Below are 16525 nucleotides of genomic sequence, written 5' to 3' on the forward strand. Positions count from 1 at the left end.
TCCCGTCTTTTTTGACGGGAATTTTTTAATAGTAGACTTTAATTACTTCACCACCAGAAAGGTGATGAAAATCGCCAGCTGGTGTTTGAATGATTAACCTGGCATGCTTATCAATTCCACACACCAAACCTTCTAAATTACCGGTATTGGTTTTTAACCTGACATGACGATCTTTAAGAAATGATTGCTGTTGATATTGGTTTAGAAAACGACCATCCTGATAATGAGCATTTACGTCAAGAATATTAGTTATTAACCGTGCCACCAACCGATTCCGGTCCACCATTGCAGAAGTAATCGCCCCAGCTTTAGGCTTTAATTCATTAGGGAACACTGCAGTATTAATATTCAAACCGATTCCAACAATATAACAGTATGACTGCTCACGGAACTGGTATGAAGCCTCACACAGGATTCCGGCAATTTTTTTATTGTGCAGGTAAACATCATTTACCCATTTTAACTGAAAAGATAATGTGGGATAAAAATCCTGCAACGTATTAACTAAGGCCACCCCAATTCCAGTCGTAAACAGGCCATTTTTTTGGAGCTCCCCTAATGACTTATGAGGGAGAACTATACTCATATACAAACCTGAATCAGCTGGTGAATAAAAATGGCGGCCCTGTTTCCCATAACCAGCACTTTGCTGATTGGCAATAACCACCAACTCATTTACTAGTGAGTGGTCGGCCAGGTATTGTTTTGCAAAAGTTTGGGTCGAGGGAAGAACCGGTTTAATAATTACCGACCCGGAAAAATGAGGACAAAAATGGCTTATCATTTCTGCTGATAAGCCATTTTTATTATCTTTAGCCATTAAATTAAATGCACACCCTTATCAACATAAATCACGTCACCGACAACCCCTGTCGAGAGGTCACTCATCAAGAACGCACACGTCCCACCGATTTCATCTAAATCAACACTGACTCCATCGACTGTCCGGTCCTGAGACATCTTCAATAAATCACCATGTCCCTTAATACCAGTAACGGCCAGCGTCTTTAAGGCACCAGCTGAAATGGCGTTAACACGCACGCCAGCTGGTCCCATATCACGGGCTAAATACCGCACGCTAGATTCCAATGCAGCTTTAGCAACTCCCATCACGTTATAGTTAGGGATTGCCCGTTCGGAACCAAAGTATGTCAGGGTCACGATGCTGGCCGGATCTTTAAGCAATTCCAGTTGATGAGCGTACTTAGCAACCGCAATTAAAGAATAAGCAGACACGTTTTGCGCTAGTGCGTAGCCGTCCCGACTAACTCCTAAAATGGAGCCCCCTAATTCTTCCTTTTTAGCATAGGCAATTGCGTGAACAATCCCGTCCACTGGGCCAAATTGGCTCTTAATACTTGTAAAGGCCGTTTGAATACTGTCATCTTGAGCAACATCACATTCAAACATCCTTGAATCATCGTTCACGAGACGACTAAGGCTCCGTTTCATCCGTTCATTTTGATATGTATAAATAACAGTTGCTCCTTGTTGTGCCATTACCCGTGCACATCCCCAAGCAATAGAACGTTTATTGGCCACACCCATTACAATGATCTTTTTATTTGCTAAAATTCCTGACAATCTCTTCCAACCTCCATTAGAATTTGCGGTAACGTTCATGCCGCTTTTGCAATAACTGATCCGTTGACAATTTCTGCAAATCACCAAGTTGACGTTGTAAAACCTGATCAATGTTTTTAACAACCTGCTGGTGATCAGACGGCTCTTTAATGATTCCCTCAATGACGTGTTTTTTGAGTAAATCACGAGGCGTTAATTGCATTATTTGAGCAGCTTCATCTGCTCGGGTATTATCTTTCCAAAGAATGGTGGCAAAGCCTTCTGGTGACAAAATAGAATACGTACTATTTTCTAACATCCAAACCTGGTCCCCACCGGCTAATGCTAAGGCCCCACCACTACCACCTTCACCAAAGATGATGGTAATGATAGGGGTCGGCAATTGGCTCATTTCTAAAATATTCTGGGCAATTGCCGCACCCTGACCATTCTCCTCTGCCGATTGTCCAGGATAAGCGCCTGGCGTATTCACAAAGCAGAATATCGGGCGATGAAACTTAGCAGCCTGTTTCATTAGGTGCAGTGATTTACGATATCCAGCCGGTGTCGGGCAGCCAAAGTGTTTTGCAACCCGGTCCTCAATATCAGTCCCCTTATCGGTGGCAATCACAGTCACTGGTTGCTGATGAAAAAGGCCAATTCCACCAATAATAGCGGGATCGTCACTACCAATACCGCCCCCATGCAACTCCATATAATCATTTAGCAAGGAGCTGATAATTTCTTTGCCGGTAATTTTATTGTCATCACGGGCAGCCGTCACAATTTGAATTGCTTTATTCGTCAAACGATCATCCCCCATACTTCAATAACCACTGGAGAGTCTGCTTTTCTTGTTGCCGTTGAATGATCCGATCCACAAAGCCATGTTTAAGTAATGTTTCCGCGTCTTGTAAATCAGCCGGAATCTTTTGGTGCATGGTTTGTTCAATCACCCGGCGGCCTGCAAAACCAACTAGTGCATGCGGTTCTGCTAAGGTAATATCCCCCTGCATGGCAAAACTAGCTGTTACCCCGCCCGTAGTAGGATCGGTAAGGACAACAACATACAATAAGCCGGCCTGAGCGTGGTGTTGAACCGCACTACTAATTTTAGCCATTTGCATTAAGGAAATAATTCCTTCCTGCATCCGAGCACCACCAGAAGCGGTAAACAGAACTACTGGTAGTTTATCTTTAGTAGCTCGTTCAAATAAACGGGTAATCTTTTCTCCCGTCACCATCCCTAGAGAACCCATGATAAAAGTCGGGTCCATGATGCCAAGACCAAATTGGGCATCGCCAATCGTGGCCTTCCCTGTTAATACAGAATCATTCAATTGAGCACGTTCTTGGGCATGCGCAATTTTCTCATTATAACCCGGGAAATTAAGTGGATCATTCGTCTGGAGTTCTGTGTCAAATTCAGTAAATTGATCCACCAACCATTTCAATCGTTGGCGGGCACTAATACGAAAGCCATAATGGCAATGTGGACAAGTACTGTATTGGTCCAAGTCTTTCGTTAAAATAGTTTCACCACATTTAGGACACTTAGTCCAGAGGTCGTCAGGAACCTTGGCATCAGCATAACGGTCCGCTTTAACGTGATGAGCGGTAAGCGTATTATCATGATCGTACAAGTTCATCCTGAGTATGTTCCTCCTTCCACTTATTTAAAAAGGTCTTTTCTAAATAACTAGTAGTGAAATTGCCTGTGATAAAGGTTGGATCTTGCAAAATGGCTAATTGGAATGCCTGGTTTGTTTTAACGCCTTCGATGACCATTTCATTCAGCAACCGTTTGATCTTCTCAATTGCTTCAACACGGTCATGACCAAGGGCAATCACTTTGGCAATCATGGCATCATAAAAAGGTGTCACCGTTGCTCCCTGATAAAGGGCGGTATCAATCCGCATTCCTAAATTACCTACTGGCAAGTACAGGTATTTAATTTTACCTGTTGAAGGCATGAAGTTATGATCGGCATCTTCAGCATTAATCCGACATTCAATCGCTGCACCATTAATATGGATATCCGACTGATTGAAGGGGAGATCTTCACCAGCGGCCACTTTTAATTGCGCTTTTACTAAATCTATGCCTGTTACCATTTCAGTGACCGTATGTTCCACCTGGATCCGCGTATTCATTTCCATGAAATAAAAATGATGATTTTGGTCCATTAGGAACTCAATTGTCCCCGTGTTTAGGTAGTGGATCCCATTTACAGCGCGCAAGGCAATTTCACCCAATTGTTTACGCTCCGCATTAGTAATCAGTTGGCAGGGACTCTCTTCAAGAACCTTTTGTTTATTAATCTGTAATGAGCAGTCCCGTTCTGGGAAGTAAACTGCATGACCCGCGGCATCACGAAAGATTTGCACTTCAATGTGCTTAACGTTTTCCATGATTTTTTCTAAATACATCTGGTCATCATTAAATGCTAGCCGTGCTTCACTTTGGGCTTCATTAAAAGAATCAGTCATTTCATCTTCATTATTAATTCGCCGAATTCCTTTACCACCGCCACCGGCAGCGGCTTTGATTAATACTGGATAGCCGATTTTAGCAGCCACTCGTTTAGCATCCGCCACGTTATCAATGTAACCATCACTACCTGGAATAACGGGAACACCAAGCTTCTTCATTTGTTGACGAGCATGTTCCTTGTTCCCCATTAAATCAATCGTTTGCGAGTGCGGACCAATAAACGTAATCCCACAGGCCTGGCACATTTCAGCAAATTGACTATTTTCTGAAAGAAAACCAAAACCCGGATGGATAGCCTGAGCGCCGGTCCCAACAGCAGCGGCAAGGATATTTTTCATATTTAAGTATGATTCTTGTGGGCGGGGACCACCAACACAGACAGCTTCATCTGCTAACTGGACATGCAAACTTTCGCGATCAGCTGCTGAGTAAATTGCCACTGACTTAATCCCCAATTCATGAAGGGATCGAATAATCCGGACAGCAATTTCCCCACGATTAGCAACTAGTACTTTGGAAAACATCCTATCACTCACCTAACCAATAAAAAACGTTAACTCTGCAGAGCAAGTCCGTTGACCATTAACCGTCGCTTCAGCTTTTCCTTCACCGATGTTATGACGAATCTTGGTCAAATGTACTTCTAATCGTAAAGTGTCACCAGGACGGACCACTTTACGAAATTCAGCAGTTTTAATTCCACCAAAATAAGCAGTTTTTCCTTTAAACTGTGGAGCTGATAATAAGGCTACTGCCCCAGTTTGGGCTAAAGACTCAACAATTAATGCCCCTGGTAAAACTGGGTTATTCGGGAAATGACCATTAAATACTTCTTCATGGATGGTAACGTTCCGTCGTGCCACTGCCATTTCGCCTGGTACGAGCTCTTCTACCCGGTCAATTAACAACATCGGGTAACGGTGCGGAATAATCTTTTGGATTGCGGTCGCATCCAAATCCACTTTAGCCATGGTTAATCTCCTTCCTTAACAGTGAATAGTGGTTGTTGATACTCAACTAATTCTCCATTGTCGACTTTGACAGCGGAAATGACGCCATCAACATCACTCTTAACTTCTGTCATCATTTTCATTGCTTCAATCACACAAACAACGTCACCCTTGTGTACGTGACTACCAACTTTGACATATGGTGGTTGTTGCGGCTTGGATTGTAAATAAACTGTCCCAACTAGCGGTGCTTTAATTTGCGCATCACTAACTACTTGTTGTTGACTACCATTGTCTTGTTGAATAGCAGGTTTAGTTGTTGGTAATTGAGCATTAGTGGTTGGCTGGTTATTCTTACTAAGGTAAAGGTGAAAATCACCATCTTCAATTTTTAATTCACGAACTGATGAATTTTCAAAATCAGCCATAATATCCTTGAGATTTTTTAAATCCAATTAATCATTCACCCACTTTCGAAAAGCTAACACAGCGTTGTGGCCACCGAAGCCGAAGGAATTACTCAATGCGTAATCAGCAGTCGGCGCATCCTGATTTGTAGCGTTAACCAGATGAACATTGCATTCAGGATCTTGGTTAAAACAACCAACATTTTGCGGTAATTTACCCTTGGCTAATGCTGCCACCGTAATTACTGCCTCAATTGCTCCTGCAGCACCAAGTAAATGTCCTGTCATCCCTTTTGTCGAGCTAACTAAGACTGAACTATCCTTACCAAAGACTTTGTTAATTGCTAAGGATTCACCGCTATCGTTAGCGTGAGTAGCGGTCCCATGAGCATTAATATAGTCAACATCATCAGCTTGAATCCCAGCTTCATCAATTGCTGCTTGCATTGCCCGCGCAGCACCCTTGCCAGTTGGGTCAGGAGCAGTAATGTGATAAGCATCACCAGTAGCACCATACCCAACAACTTCACCAATAATACGGGCCCCGCGCTTACGAGCATGTTCGAGGCTTTCCAGAACCAGTGCCCCAGCACCTTCACCGAGAACAAAACCATTACGGTCCTTGTCAAAAGGTAAAGAAGCTTTCAACGGATCTGGAGTCGTAGATAAAGCATTCAAGGCTGCAAAACCGGCAATGCCGATCTCATTAACTGATGCTTCAGAGCCCCCAGCAATCATTGCTTGAGCACGGCCTTCTTTAATTTGACGGTAAGCTTCACCAATTGAGTTTGTTCCAGTGGCACAAGCGGTCGTAATTGAAGTACAAATATTCTGGGCATTAAACCGGATTGCAATATTACCAGCGGCCATATTGGAAATAGCCATCGGTACAAACATTGGTGACACGCGGCGAGGGCCCTTGTCATGCATTTTAATAACTTGTTCTTGAATGGTCGTTAAACCACCAATCCCAGAGCCAAAAATAACACCTAAGTCTTCTGGGTGAGTGTTCTCCTCATCAATCCCAGCCATTTTCATGGCTTCATCTGCCGTTTGAATAGCGTACTGGGAATACAAGTCCATTCGCCGAGCGGCTTTTTTACCAACTACTGCTTTAGGATCAAAATCATCAATTTCACCGGCAACGGTAATTCCAGTTTCACTAGCATCAAACTTGGAAATTGGCTTAATGCCGACTTTGCCAGCTAAAGTATTATTAACAAACTTATCTAAACCATTACCATTCGGTGCAATCGCACCCATTCCAGTAATTACAACCCTAGTCATTTTATTCACCTTCTAAATGGTCATTCCGCCATCAACAACAATTGTTTGTCCCGTCATATAGTCATTTTGGGCCAAAAAAAGGACCGCTTGGGCAACCTCATTGGTTTTACCCAATCGATTAAGCGGAATCTGATCAAGTATTCTCTTTTGATTACGTTCTGATAATGTGGCTGTCATATCACTTTCGATCATGCCAGGGGCCACAGCATTGCATCTAATCCCCCGCAATGCTCCTTCACGAGCAACTGTCTTAGTCAACCCAATTATGCCCGCCTTACTTGCCGCATAATTAGCCTGACCAGCGTTGCCATGGAGACCGACGACACTAGCAATATTTACGAAGCAGCCACTCCGCTGTTTGTACATTTTCTTTAATAACGCTTTGGTGAGTAGGAATGGTCCGCGAAGGTTGACGTTGATGACACTGTCAAAGTCGGCTTGTTTCATCGCGATCAACAGCTTGTCATCATTCATCCCCGCATTATTCACGACTACATCGACGTGACCATAAGCCTGCCAAGCATCATCTGCTAATTGCTGAACTTCATCCGGTTGAGATAAATCAGCAGTTAAGAAAGTATAATCCGCATGTAATGCGTCTAATTGCTGGTGTTCCTTTGAGCTTAAGGCATGACGTCCATGAAAGATAACCTTACTTCCTGCTTGCAGGAAAGCCACGGCGGTCGCTTGACCAATACCACGCGTACTACCGGTAACTAAGACGACTTTATCTTTTAAGTCCATTGTTGATGCTCCTTTACAAAGGCTTGATAATCGCGCATTGATGAAATATGTTCCCGTTGCAAGTTACCGTTAACTTGCCGAGCAAACCGACTCAACGTTTTCCCAGGCCCAATTTCAAGCGTAGCGTCCACTTCTTCATGATTAATTAAGTACAGCAAATCTTCACCAAAGTGAGTTGGCTGAGCTAATTGACGTTCCAAAATAGGTGCCAAGTTAGCTGCAGTAAACGGTTGAATTGTCGTATTACTAATTACTGGTACTTGGGGATCAGTAAATGAAACTTTCTTTAACCGTTGATGCATCTTTTGCTGTGCATTATCAAACAAGGCCGTGTGGAAAGCACCGCTAACTTTTAACGCCACAACACGTTTTGCAGCATTCTTTTCTTTAAGAATTTGCGCAACGGTTTGGGTTTCTTTTTCCGGCCCCCCAATAACAACTTGGCGAGGAGAATTATAGTTAGCCATTGTGACCGTTGAATGAGAACTTAAAACCTGCTTAACCACATCTAAGTCTGGATCAATTAAAGCCGCCATTGTACTAGCAACCGCATCTGCATCTGCTTGCATATAACGACCACGATCAGCTAATAGACTTAAGCCGGCCTTAAATGAGACCGCTTGAGCACTAATCACTGCGGCATATTCACCTAATGAAAGTCCGACCATGCCACCAACAGGCAGCTTAGGTAAGTCGCGTTGTAGCATTTGGTAAATGCCACAACTAACAGCCACTAATGCCGGTTGTACATTAGCAGTGGCGGATAATTCGTCATGTTCACTTTTAAGGATCTTGATAATATTTAAGCCAGTTGCTTCACTGGCCATCTGAATCGTATTAGCAAAATCCTTGTCCGTTAGAAAATCAATTCCCATCCCGGGCTTTTGTGAACCTTGACCGCTAAAAAGAATACCGAATTTCATTGTTAGTTCTTAGCAGCCATTTGCTTATCAACAAAGTCAACAACATCACTAATTGTCTTAATTTGCGCATCTTCGTCATCTAATTCGATGTCAAACTTATCTTCTAGTTCATTCATAATTTCAAAGACATCCAGACTATCTGCATCTAAATCGCTTTGAATTTGCGTGTCCATTTTAATTTTGTCAGGTGAAACATCTAGTTCATCGGCAGTTACAGCTTTAACAGTGTCAAAAATTTCTTCTTTAGTCATAATATTTTTCCTCTTTCTATATTTATTAATATCTAATTATCATTGTTCCAGCAGTGAGGCCACCGCCAAAACCAGCTAATACAATTAGTGAACCACGTTTCACAACTCCTTGACGAACACATTCATCGAGGAGTAACGGTTCACTAGCTGCAGAAGTGTTCCCATAATGATCAATATTCAATGGAAACTTTTCCATTGGTTGACCGAGTCTTTTTGCTACCTGACTAATAATCCTTGCATTGGCTTGGTGGAGCAAAAAGTGGTCAATTTGCGTTGGCTTTATCCGTGCTTCTGCTAACGCTGTTTGAATTGAATTTGGAACTTCATGAGTAGCAAAGCGGTAAACTTCACGGCCATTCATTTGAAAAGACGTGAGGCCAGTCACCTGTTTAGGAAAATCATGGCCAGCCGTTGTTTGCCCTGCTACTAATTGGTTACTGAGGTCACCAAACGTTGATAGGTGACTCCCAAGCAGGTGAGCTTCAGTGCTTTTTGCCACTGCTACACCACCAGCACCATCACCAAACAATACGGCCGTTGATCGATCCTGCCAGTTAACGATTTTAGAGAGCACTTCGCTCCCAATTACTAAGACATGGTTAATGGCAGGATTATTCATTAAGCCATCAGCGATTGACAAGGCATATACAAAACCTGAACAAGCAGCTGAAACATCAAACGCAACAGCGTGGGCAGCTTTAAGTTTTCCTTGAACAATTGCAGCTGTTGAGGGTGTATAAGAATCTGGCGACATTGTAGCAACAATAATTAAGTCCACCGATTCAGGTGTCCAATGCGCTTGTGCTAACAGCTTTTTGGCAACTTGAACTGCTAAATCAGATGTATTCTGGCCTTGACTAATATGTCGTGTCGAAATACCTGTTCGCGTTCTAATCCATTCATCATTTGTATCCATTAGGTTACTTAATTGTTCATTCGTAATCACTAAGGGAGGCACGTAGCTAGCAGTTGATACAATTTTCCACTTTCCCATTACTGTTCTTTCCTCTGTCTATTAAGAATGATCATCCAAAAAGTCTTCCAAGTTACGAAGAGCTTTATGGATTACCTTTTGTTCATTTTCATCCATATTCTTCAAAAAGCTTTTAACCATCATATTGTGGAAGGCCCGATGAGCACGGTAGAGAACCCGACCCTTATGCGTCAGTCCTAAACGAATTACCCGTCGATCTTCTTGATCATGGAAACGTTCAGCATACCCTTTAGCAATGAGACGATTGGCTGTCGCCGTCATTGTACCGGGGGAAAGGTGTAATTTTTTAGCAACCTGGGTAGCAGTTTGGTGATCATACATTGAAATAGCGTCAATTGCATGCATTTCTTTAATTGTCAGATCACTAAAAGTACTTTCTCGAAGCTTCTTTTCTTCGATCCACAAGATTCCCCTGTAGATTCGAATTAACGATTTATTAATTTGTTGGTATTCGTCAGCCATAATGCATTGACTCCTTATTAATTTAATTATCGAAATTTTTACTCATCAAAATACATTATAGTCGAAACTCACCATTAAATTTTTGCATCCCGATCAGCAACGATAAATACTAATTCCGCACTGCATGCCTTTTTGCCATCAACAGTTGCTACAGCATCAACAATTCCCATGCGTCGCCGCTTTTTTGTCATTGTGATGTGAAGCTTGAGAACATCGCCTGGGCGAACGACCTGCCGAAACTTTCCCTTATGGATTGCTCCTAAGTAAGCCGTTTTCTTATAAAATTCAGGAGACTTCAAAATTAAAATTGAAGCAGCTTGGGCTAATGTTTCAATAATTAGTACCCCAGGCATTACTGGGTTACCCGGGAAATGCCCACGGAAGAATGACTCATTAATTGTGACATTTTTAGTTGCCACGATCTCCTTACCCGGATCCAATTGATCCACATAATCGATATAACAAATTGGATATCGATTAGGTATTAAGTCCATAATTTCCTGAGCAGTCATTATAGCCAAACCAGTCACCCTCCTTTAAATTTATTTCGAATATCAAAATATTCGATGATCAAATTATATTGAGATTTATTTTGAAAGTCAAACTAAATTGGATGATTTTTAGGATATTAGCAAGAACACATTACTCGTCTATATAGGCTAAAGAATGTCTAAGAATGCTTTAGTACCAGTCATTCAGATGCATTTATCTTTTCAAAATTTACCCCAAAACAATTATTTGAATTTATTTTCATTATCAAACAAAAATTGAGCATTCCCGGTCATAAATTTAACAATCAATCACTTATCATTTATCTAATTCGGTAGCCCCGCTAAAAATTTTTAATTTCTTCTTGACATTTTTATGAGAAGATTTTAATATACTAGCAACAACAAATTAATATTTGCTGAGAAAAGATGAGTAATTAGTTGATGTCAGCCCAGAGAGTCGCGTTAGATGGGAAGCGATGTGAAAGATGCTAATGAAGATGGTCTTGGAGCAATTATGAACTGCGAGCTCTTGACTGTAAGTGGTTCACGAGTGGCGACCGATAAAACGCCTGGGTTTACTCGTTCGCGGGTGTACCTATTAAGGATTAAGTTGTGAGACTTAATCGAATTAGGGTGGTAACACGTTAATTTTCAATATTTGAAATGACGTCCCTAGGAAAAGTGAAAAACTTTTCCTAGGGATTTTTTATTTGCTTTCATCTCCTGAACTTATCGCACAGAAAGAAAGGATCGATGTTTTATGACTCAATTTACACAACGCACTGTTTCTCCATTCCGCTACGATATTGTTGGTTCCTTCCTGCGGCCACAAGAGCTGAAGGATGCACGAGCTAAATTTGCTAAGGGTGAAATTAGTCAAGCTGACCTCACTAAGGTTGAAGATAAATGTATTGTTGACTTAATTCATAAGGAAGAACAACTCGGCCTACATGCCGTTACTGATGGTGAATTCCGTCGGAGCTATTGGCATCTTGATTTCTTCTGGGGATTGCAAGGAACTAAACATGTTCAATTGAAGCATGGTTACTTCTTCCATGATGAAGAAACCCGTAACGACTCTGTTCAATTAACTGGCAAGGTCAGTGGTGAGAACCACCCATTTGTTAATTACTTCAAGTTCGTCCGCGACCATGTCAGTGATGGTACCCAAGTGAAGCAAACTATTCCTGCTCCAGCACAATTTCTCGAAGAATTCCTTCGTCCTGAAAACCAAGCAAATGCTAAACAATTCTATCCAAATCAGGCTGATTTAGACCATGATGTGGCACAAGCCTACCATCAAGTAATTGAAGATTTATATGCTGCTGGTTGTCGAACACTCCAGTTAGATGACTGTACCTGGGGAATCTCCGTTAATAATTTTGCCAATCTTAAGAAGAAGGATCCCAATGCAGACACTTCACAACTAGAAGCCCTCCAGCGACGTTTTCTGAAGGTCAATAATGAAGCTATCGCCGACTTACCGGATGACCTGGTAGTTAATACCCACGTCTGCCGTGGTAATTATCATTCCACTTGGGCAGCTGCTGGTGGCTACGGCCCAGTTGCTGACACATTATTAGCCCGTGAAAATGTGAATGCCTTCTACCTCGAATACGATTCTGACCGTGCTGGTGGCTTTGAACCATTAGATAAGGTTCCTGATGATAAGTATGTTGTGGTCGGTCTAGTCACTTCCAAGTCTGGTGAATTGGAAGATAAGCAAATTATCATTGACCGTCTCAAGGAAGCTGCTAAATACCATCCCCTCAATAAGCTCTGCCTAAGTCCCCAATGTGGTTTTGCTTCAACCGAAGAAGGTAACATCTTAACTGAAGAACAACAGTGGAATAAGTTGAAATTCATCAAAGAAATTGCTGAAGAAGTTTGGGGTTAATAACTTTGTTCCACATGAAACACTCCCTCCTGTGAAATCCTTTTAATATAGTAAAAGACGTGACGATATTGCCTACCGTCACGTCTTTATTAGTATTCACGTATGATATTTCATTGCTTAATCTTTTGCAAAAATCAACTGCACACCACCATCGTCTAGCGGTACAGTCCGTTCGAGGTGGAACCGTTGATTCACAAATTGGCCAAGCGTATCAAAGGTACCCTTCATGGCAGTATTGCCAGAAATGTACGGAGCAACGACTAACGAAATTTGATCCACTAAGCCAGCTTTTAAGAAGGCCCCATTAATCAAAGCTCCGCCACCTAACACCATCTTTTTAATTCCAAAGTATCTTCTTAATTTGACTAAGGCTTGTTCAAAATTAATCTCTTGTTGGCCACATACCAAATAAGGAATCTCCATGGACCGCAGAAATGCTAAGTACGGTTTACTGGCCTGTTTAGTGACCACTTCAATTGCCCGGCTCTTGTAACCGGCGTAGTCAAAGTAGTTCTTTTCCCAACCGGCACGACCTTTTCGATCAAAGCTAACATCCCATGTCATCGAATGAATCTGCGGTACCCAGTCAGTATACTCAATTCCGTCACCAGAAAACTGGCTCAGGTCTGGATGCCCCTTAGCAGCGTACATCACGATTGTATTGCTACCATTAGCGTTAGTATTACTAATTTTGAATAATTGATCGTCATAGTAAACACCAGAAGCATGGTCGCCGGGAAGGCCATCCCATTCCCCATCAATTTTGCCATCAATCGACTGGTACATATGGATAATTACTTGTGCACGGTCCATCATTGCCACCCTTTCCAACTATCTTTGTTTATCAAATTTGATTATACTCCGTTTGTAATCAATGCTATTGTAGAAGTATTGATCTTGTGCAAAGGAGTAGTTACATGTCCATTAGCCAACTAATTACTCAAGTGGTTATTATTTTTCTATTAATGTTATTGGGAGCAATTATTCGTAAATTTGGCTTTCTCCATCTTCAGTCCATTAACGATATTACTAATATTGCCCTCTATTTCTTATCGCCAATGGTTATTTTAAAAGCTTTTCAGCAACCATTCTCGAGTACCCGGATGCATACTTTTCTGCTGACCCTGGTGGCCATCTTTGTTTCTTACCTCGTCACCATTATTCTTACTAAGGTCATTTTCAGCAGTGTAAAGGACCCCAACATGCGGCACATTGTGAGTTACGGAAGTATTTATTCGAATAACGGCTTTATGGGCGTTCCATTAGCCCAGGCCTTATTTGGTGATGCTGGTGTGTTCTATGCGGTTGCGTCGTTAATTGGCTTTAATGTAATGTCATGGACACACGGTGTTAGTCTTTTCCACCGCCGTACTAATGAAAGTTGGGCCCAGAAAATTCGGAAGATCATTCTGAACCCAAATATCATTGCCATTATTGTCGGTCTCGTAACATTCTGTTGCTCAATCCACTTTCCGCCTATCATCGGTCAATTTCTAATATATGGGAGTGCCGCGTTCACACCTATTTCAATGATGATTATTGGTTCTAACCTCGTTGGAATTCAACTAAAGGATATAAAACTCGGGATACCAGCAAGTACGGCCCTACTGCTAAGAAATGTTCTATACCCACTTGTGAACCTCGTTGCCCTTAAGTTGCTCGGTGTTACGAATACAGCCATAAACGTCACCGTTATTTTAGCCGCTTGCCCAGTCGCTGGGTTAGTTGTTCTCTTTACACTCCAAGCCAAGGGGGACCCGAAACCAGCGGTTACCCTGATGAGTATTTCAACGATCCTTAGTCTAATCACAATCCCATTAGTGTTTGCAATTGCTAATTGGTAATAGTAAATATCCCCCTATGCTGGATTCATTGTCTAGCATAGGAGGATTATTTTATCTACTATTATGAAATAACGTTAGAATAAGCCAATAATTAATTTGCCAGTTTCATATGCAAGGCTATGTAGAGCTTATATGGCTGGGGTACTTACTTCTTCCGGTGCACCCGACACGATAATTCCGTTGCTGTTAATTTATAAACTTGCACATATTGTAAGTGTTCTTCAGGAAATTCAAAATCTGTCCGGCCAGTATACTGTTTCATCATTAATTTCAAGGCTGCCAACTTGTCTTGGTTACTTTCTAGTAGGTCAACGTGTCCCTCGCCTAACACACTGGCATAATTGGCAGACCAGTTACAGGCAATACTACCACCATCTCGTAATTGTTGCCCACTATTTAATTCAAAAGCAGCGTAATGAGTTTTCTTGACTAATTCATATCGCCGGCCGTGAGGTCCCCCATGGAAGTAAAAGGTGTAATGGCCTTGATGTTCCTCATAGGCAAAGTGCACCGGCACTACATACACTCGTTCACCATCACGTAAACCTAAATGAATGGTTTCACACTGGTCCAATACATGATTAATTGTTGGAATATCAGTAACAGTATCCTGTTTACTCATCCTAATCGCCTCTTATATTTGTTGCATTTGCAACAAATATAACATAATCCCATTAATTTACAAGCTTTTCCTTCTTAATTTCTGATTGTAATAACCGCAAAAATAACTGGGAAAGGTTCGATAATGGTTTGTCCTTGGACCAGATCAAAGTATTATTATCAACCACCTGTGATGATAGTGGCCGAAATGCTAAATTTTGACTTGCACTAGTATTAATCAGGTCTTGGTATGTCAAAACTAGGCAAGCACCAGTTTGTGCTAATAAAGCGGCATTATATAACAAATTGTAATTACCCACGAATTTAAATTGGCCTAATAGCTCCCCCGCCCAGTGGCGAAAAGTATCCTGGCGACGAGTTTGTGCTGAAGCCATCAATGGGTGTCCAATTAAATCACTAGGACGAATTTCGGTTTGCTGAGCAAGTGGCGAATCAGATCGCATTAATACACCCCACCGGTTGGGATGAGGCAGTTCTAAAGTCGCGTAATTAATCATATTCTCATGACCCATTAAAATGCCAAATTCAAGTACACCATTATTAACCCGTTGGCGAATCAATTCACTATCACCACTTACGAGATTCACCTTTACTTCTGGATATTCCTGCATGATTTGATGAATAACTTTCATTACGGGCTTGAGACTTGCACTTTCTCCGGCACCAATATCTAGCACACCAGAAATCATATCTTGGCCTTGCAAGTGATACTCTGTCTTATCAATCATCGCGAGAATTTCTTGAGATCGTCGGTACAGGTAATGTCCTTCTTGAGTTAATTTAATTTGACGATGTCCACGTTCAAATAATGTCACCCCCAGCTCAGTTTCCAAGTCCATAATCTGCCGTGATAACGCCGGCTGCGAAACATGCAGGTGGCGAGCTGCATTTGAAATATTACCTTCACGGACAATTTCGCTGAAATAACGTAGTACACGTGTTTCCATAGGTTCACTTCCATGCATATAAGTTATATTTATACATTAAACATAAGTATTTCACATTCTAAGTGTAACCAATTACTATAAACTTAGCAACTACGAAGGAGAAAAAGGATGACAACTACTGTTAAATTAAATTCAAGTACTGGTCAAGAAATTAACCAAATTAACACCATCAATCAATCGTTATTGCAGTCATTGAATGACGGCCAACACTCACAAGCAGAGGTTCGTGAGTTAATCAGTCAGATCACCAAACAAACGATTGATGATTCAGTCGAAATTCGGTTACCCTTCTATACTGACTTCGGTCGCAACCTCCACTTTGGCAAGAATGTTTTCATCAACAGTGGTGTCACTTTTGTCGACTTAGGTGGAATTTACCTCTCCGATAAAGTACTAATTGGTCCAAAAGCAAACATAATTTCGGTCAATCATCCACTTGACCCGACAAACCGCCGTAACGTTGAGCTTAAACCGGTTTATATACATGAAAACGCCTGGATCGGCGCTAACGCAACTGTTCTGCCTGGAGTTTCAATTGGCAGAAATGCGGTTGTCGCTGCTGGAGCAGTGGTTACTAAAAACGTTCCTGCTAATACCGTTGTTGCTGGCGTTCCCGCACGAGTAATTAAGAAGATTAAATAATAAAGGAG

The 16525-nt window shown here is 41.7% G+C and carries 20 protein-coding genes; 3 read left to right on the forward strand and 17 right to left on the reverse strand.

Annotation, left to right across the window (positions count from 1 at the left end; all coding sequences use genetic code 11):
• Nucleotides 1-25: 25 nt before the first annotated feature.
• The 14 genes from FD27_RS03640 to fabZ (FD27_RS03705) form a co-directional block, all read right to left on the reverse strand.
• Complete coding sequence (locus FD27_RS03640; RefSeq protein ID WP_057749678.1) at nucleotides 26-820, reverse strand: biotin--[acetyl-CoA-carboxylase] ligase; 795 nt, start codon at nucleotides 818-820, stop codon at nucleotides 26-28.
• Nucleotides 820-1623: an enoyl-ACP reductase FabI gene (gene fabI, locus FD27_RS03645; RefSeq protein WP_057749681.1), complete on the reverse strand. Its 804-nt coding sequence runs from the start codon at nucleotides 1621-1623 to the stop codon at nucleotides 820-822. The genes FD27_RS03640 and fabI overlap by 1 nt, the downstream gene beginning before the upstream one ends.
• Nucleotides 1601-2371, reverse strand: a complete 771-nt coding sequence (accA, locus tag FD27_RS03650) for an acetyl-CoA carboxylase carboxyltransferase subunit alpha (protein ID WP_151495809.1) — start codon at nucleotides 2369-2371, stop codon at nucleotides 1601-1603. The genes fabI and accA overlap by 23 nt, the downstream gene beginning before the upstream one ends.
• A 4-nt stretch (nucleotides 2372-2375) precedes the next feature.
• The gene (gene accD / locus FD27_RS03655) at nucleotides 2376-3212 is read right to left on the reverse strand and encodes an acetyl-CoA carboxylase, carboxyltransferase subunit beta (RefSeq protein WP_057749687.1); all 837 of its coding nucleotides are present in this window, start codon (nucleotides 3210-3212) and stop codon (nucleotides 2376-2378) included.
• On the reverse strand, nucleotides 3193-4581 hold the full coding sequence (gene accC, locus FD27_RS03660) for an acetyl-CoA carboxylase biotin carboxylase subunit (RefSeq protein ID WP_057749690.1): 1389 nt from the start codon (nucleotides 4579-4581) through the stop codon (nucleotides 3193-3195). The genes accD and accC overlap by 20 nt, the downstream gene beginning before the upstream one ends.
• Nucleotides 4582-4593: 12 nt before the next feature.
• Nucleotides 4594-5028 (reverse strand): 3-hydroxyacyl-ACP dehydratase FabZ, encoded by a 435-nt coding sequence (gene fabZ, locus FD27_RS03665; protein ID WP_057749693.1) that lies wholly within the window; start codon nucleotides 5026-5028, stop codon nucleotides 4594-4596.
• Between the two features lie 2 nt (nucleotides 5029-5030).
• Entirely contained in the window at nucleotides 5031-5462 is a 432-nt protein-coding gene (locus tag FD27_RS03670) for an acetyl-CoA carboxylase biotin carboxyl carrier protein (protein WP_181578083.1), read from the reverse strand.
• Nucleotides 5463-6701: a beta-ketoacyl-ACP synthase II gene (gene fabF, locus FD27_RS03675; RefSeq protein WP_057749696.1), complete on the reverse strand. Its 1239-nt coding sequence runs from the start codon at nucleotides 6699-6701 to the stop codon at nucleotides 5463-5465.
• 12 nt (nucleotides 6702-6713) lie between these two features.
• On the reverse strand, nucleotides 6714-7445 hold the full coding sequence (gene fabG, locus FD27_RS03680; protein ID WP_057749699.1) for a 3-oxoacyl-ACP reductase FabG: 732 nt from the start codon (nucleotides 7443-7445) through the stop codon (nucleotides 6714-6716).
• Nucleotides 7436-8368 carry an ACP S-malonyltransferase gene (locus FD27_RS03685; RefSeq protein ID WP_057749701.1) on the reverse strand — a complete coding sequence of 311 codons (933 nt, stop codon included), beginning with the start codon at nucleotides 8366-8368 and terminating at the stop codon, nucleotides 7436-7438. The genes fabG and FD27_RS03685 overlap by 10 nt, the downstream gene beginning before the upstream one ends.
• A 2-nt stretch (nucleotides 8369-8370) precedes the next feature.
• A complete protein-coding gene (gene acpP / locus FD27_RS03690; protein WP_057749703.1) occupies nucleotides 8371-8619 on the reverse strand; it encodes an acyl carrier protein in 249 nt (82 codons plus the stop codon).
• Nucleotides 8620-8644: 25 nt separating this feature from the next.
• A complete protein-coding gene (locus FD27_RS03695) occupies nucleotides 8645-9613 on the reverse strand; it encodes a beta-ketoacyl-ACP synthase III (protein ID WP_057749706.1) in 969 nt (322 codons plus the stop codon).
• A 21-nt stretch (nucleotides 9614-9634) separates the two neighbouring features.
• On the reverse strand, nucleotides 9635-10075 hold the full coding sequence (locus FD27_RS03700) for a MarR family winged helix-turn-helix transcriptional regulator (protein ID WP_057749709.1): 441 nt from the start codon (nucleotides 10073-10075) through the stop codon (nucleotides 9635-9637).
• A 74-nt stretch (nucleotides 10076-10149) separates the two neighbouring features.
• The gene (gene fabZ / locus FD27_RS03705) at nucleotides 10150-10596 is read right to left on the reverse strand and encodes a 3-hydroxyacyl-ACP dehydratase FabZ (RefSeq protein ID WP_057749712.1); all 447 of its coding nucleotides are present in this window, start codon (nucleotides 10594-10596) and stop codon (nucleotides 10150-10152) included.
• A gap of 730 nt (nucleotides 10597-11326) precedes the next feature.
• On the opposite strand from fabZ (FD27_RS03705), the gene FD27_RS03710 reads away from it, so the two are divergent.
• Nucleotides 11327-12463, forward strand: coding sequence for a 5-methyltetrahydropteroyltriglutamate--homocysteine S-methyltransferase (locus FD27_RS03710; RefSeq protein ID WP_057749716.1), 1137 nt, complete (start codon nucleotides 11327-11329; stop codon nucleotides 12461-12463).
• A 117-nt stretch (nucleotides 12464-12580) separates the two neighbouring features.
• Here the strand turns inward: FD27_RS03710 and FD27_RS03715 are convergent, their stop codons facing one another.
• On the reverse strand, nucleotides 12581-13279 hold the full coding sequence (locus FD27_RS03715; protein ID WP_235803007.1) for a dihydrofolate reductase family protein: 699 nt from the start codon (nucleotides 13277-13279) through the stop codon (nucleotides 12581-12583).
• Nucleotides 13280-13380: 101 nt separating this feature from the next.
• Here FD27_RS03715 and FD27_RS03720 point away from each other — a divergent pair, with 101 nt between their 5' ends.
• The gene (locus tag FD27_RS03720; protein WP_057749719.1) at nucleotides 13381-14307 is read left to right on the forward strand and encodes an AEC family transporter; all 927 of its coding nucleotides are present in this window, start codon (nucleotides 13381-13383) and stop codon (nucleotides 14305-14307) included.
• A gap of 145 nt (nucleotides 14308-14452) precedes the next feature.
• Here FD27_RS03720 and FD27_RS03725 read toward each other — a convergent pair whose 3' ends face one another.
• Both FD27_RS03725 and FD27_RS03730 read right to left on the reverse strand, forming a co-directional pair.
• Entirely contained in the window at nucleotides 14453-14929 is a 477-nt protein-coding gene (locus tag FD27_RS03725) for a pyridoxamine 5'-phosphate oxidase family protein (RefSeq protein WP_057749723.1), read from the reverse strand.
• A 52-nt stretch (nucleotides 14930-14981) separates the two neighbouring features.
• A complete protein-coding gene (locus FD27_RS03730; protein WP_057749725.1) occupies nucleotides 14982-15875 on the reverse strand; it encodes a LysR family transcriptional regulator in 894 nt (297 codons plus the stop codon).
• Nucleotides 15876-15983: 108 nt separating this feature from the next.
• On the opposite strand from FD27_RS03730, the gene FD27_RS03735 reads away from it, so the two are divergent.
• Nucleotides 15984-16517 carry a DapH/DapD/GlmU-related protein gene (locus FD27_RS03735; RefSeq protein WP_057749728.1) on the forward strand — a complete coding sequence of 178 codons (534 nt, stop codon included), beginning with the start codon at nucleotides 15984-15986 and terminating at the stop codon, nucleotides 16515-16517.
• The last annotated feature ends 8 nt before the right edge of the window (nucleotides 16518-16525 follow it).

It is taken from the genome of Limosilactobacillus frumenti DSM 13145 (assembly GCF_001436045.1).
Lineage (GTDB): Bacteria > Bacillota > Bacilli > Lactobacillales > Lactobacillaceae > Limosilactobacillus > Limosilactobacillus frumenti.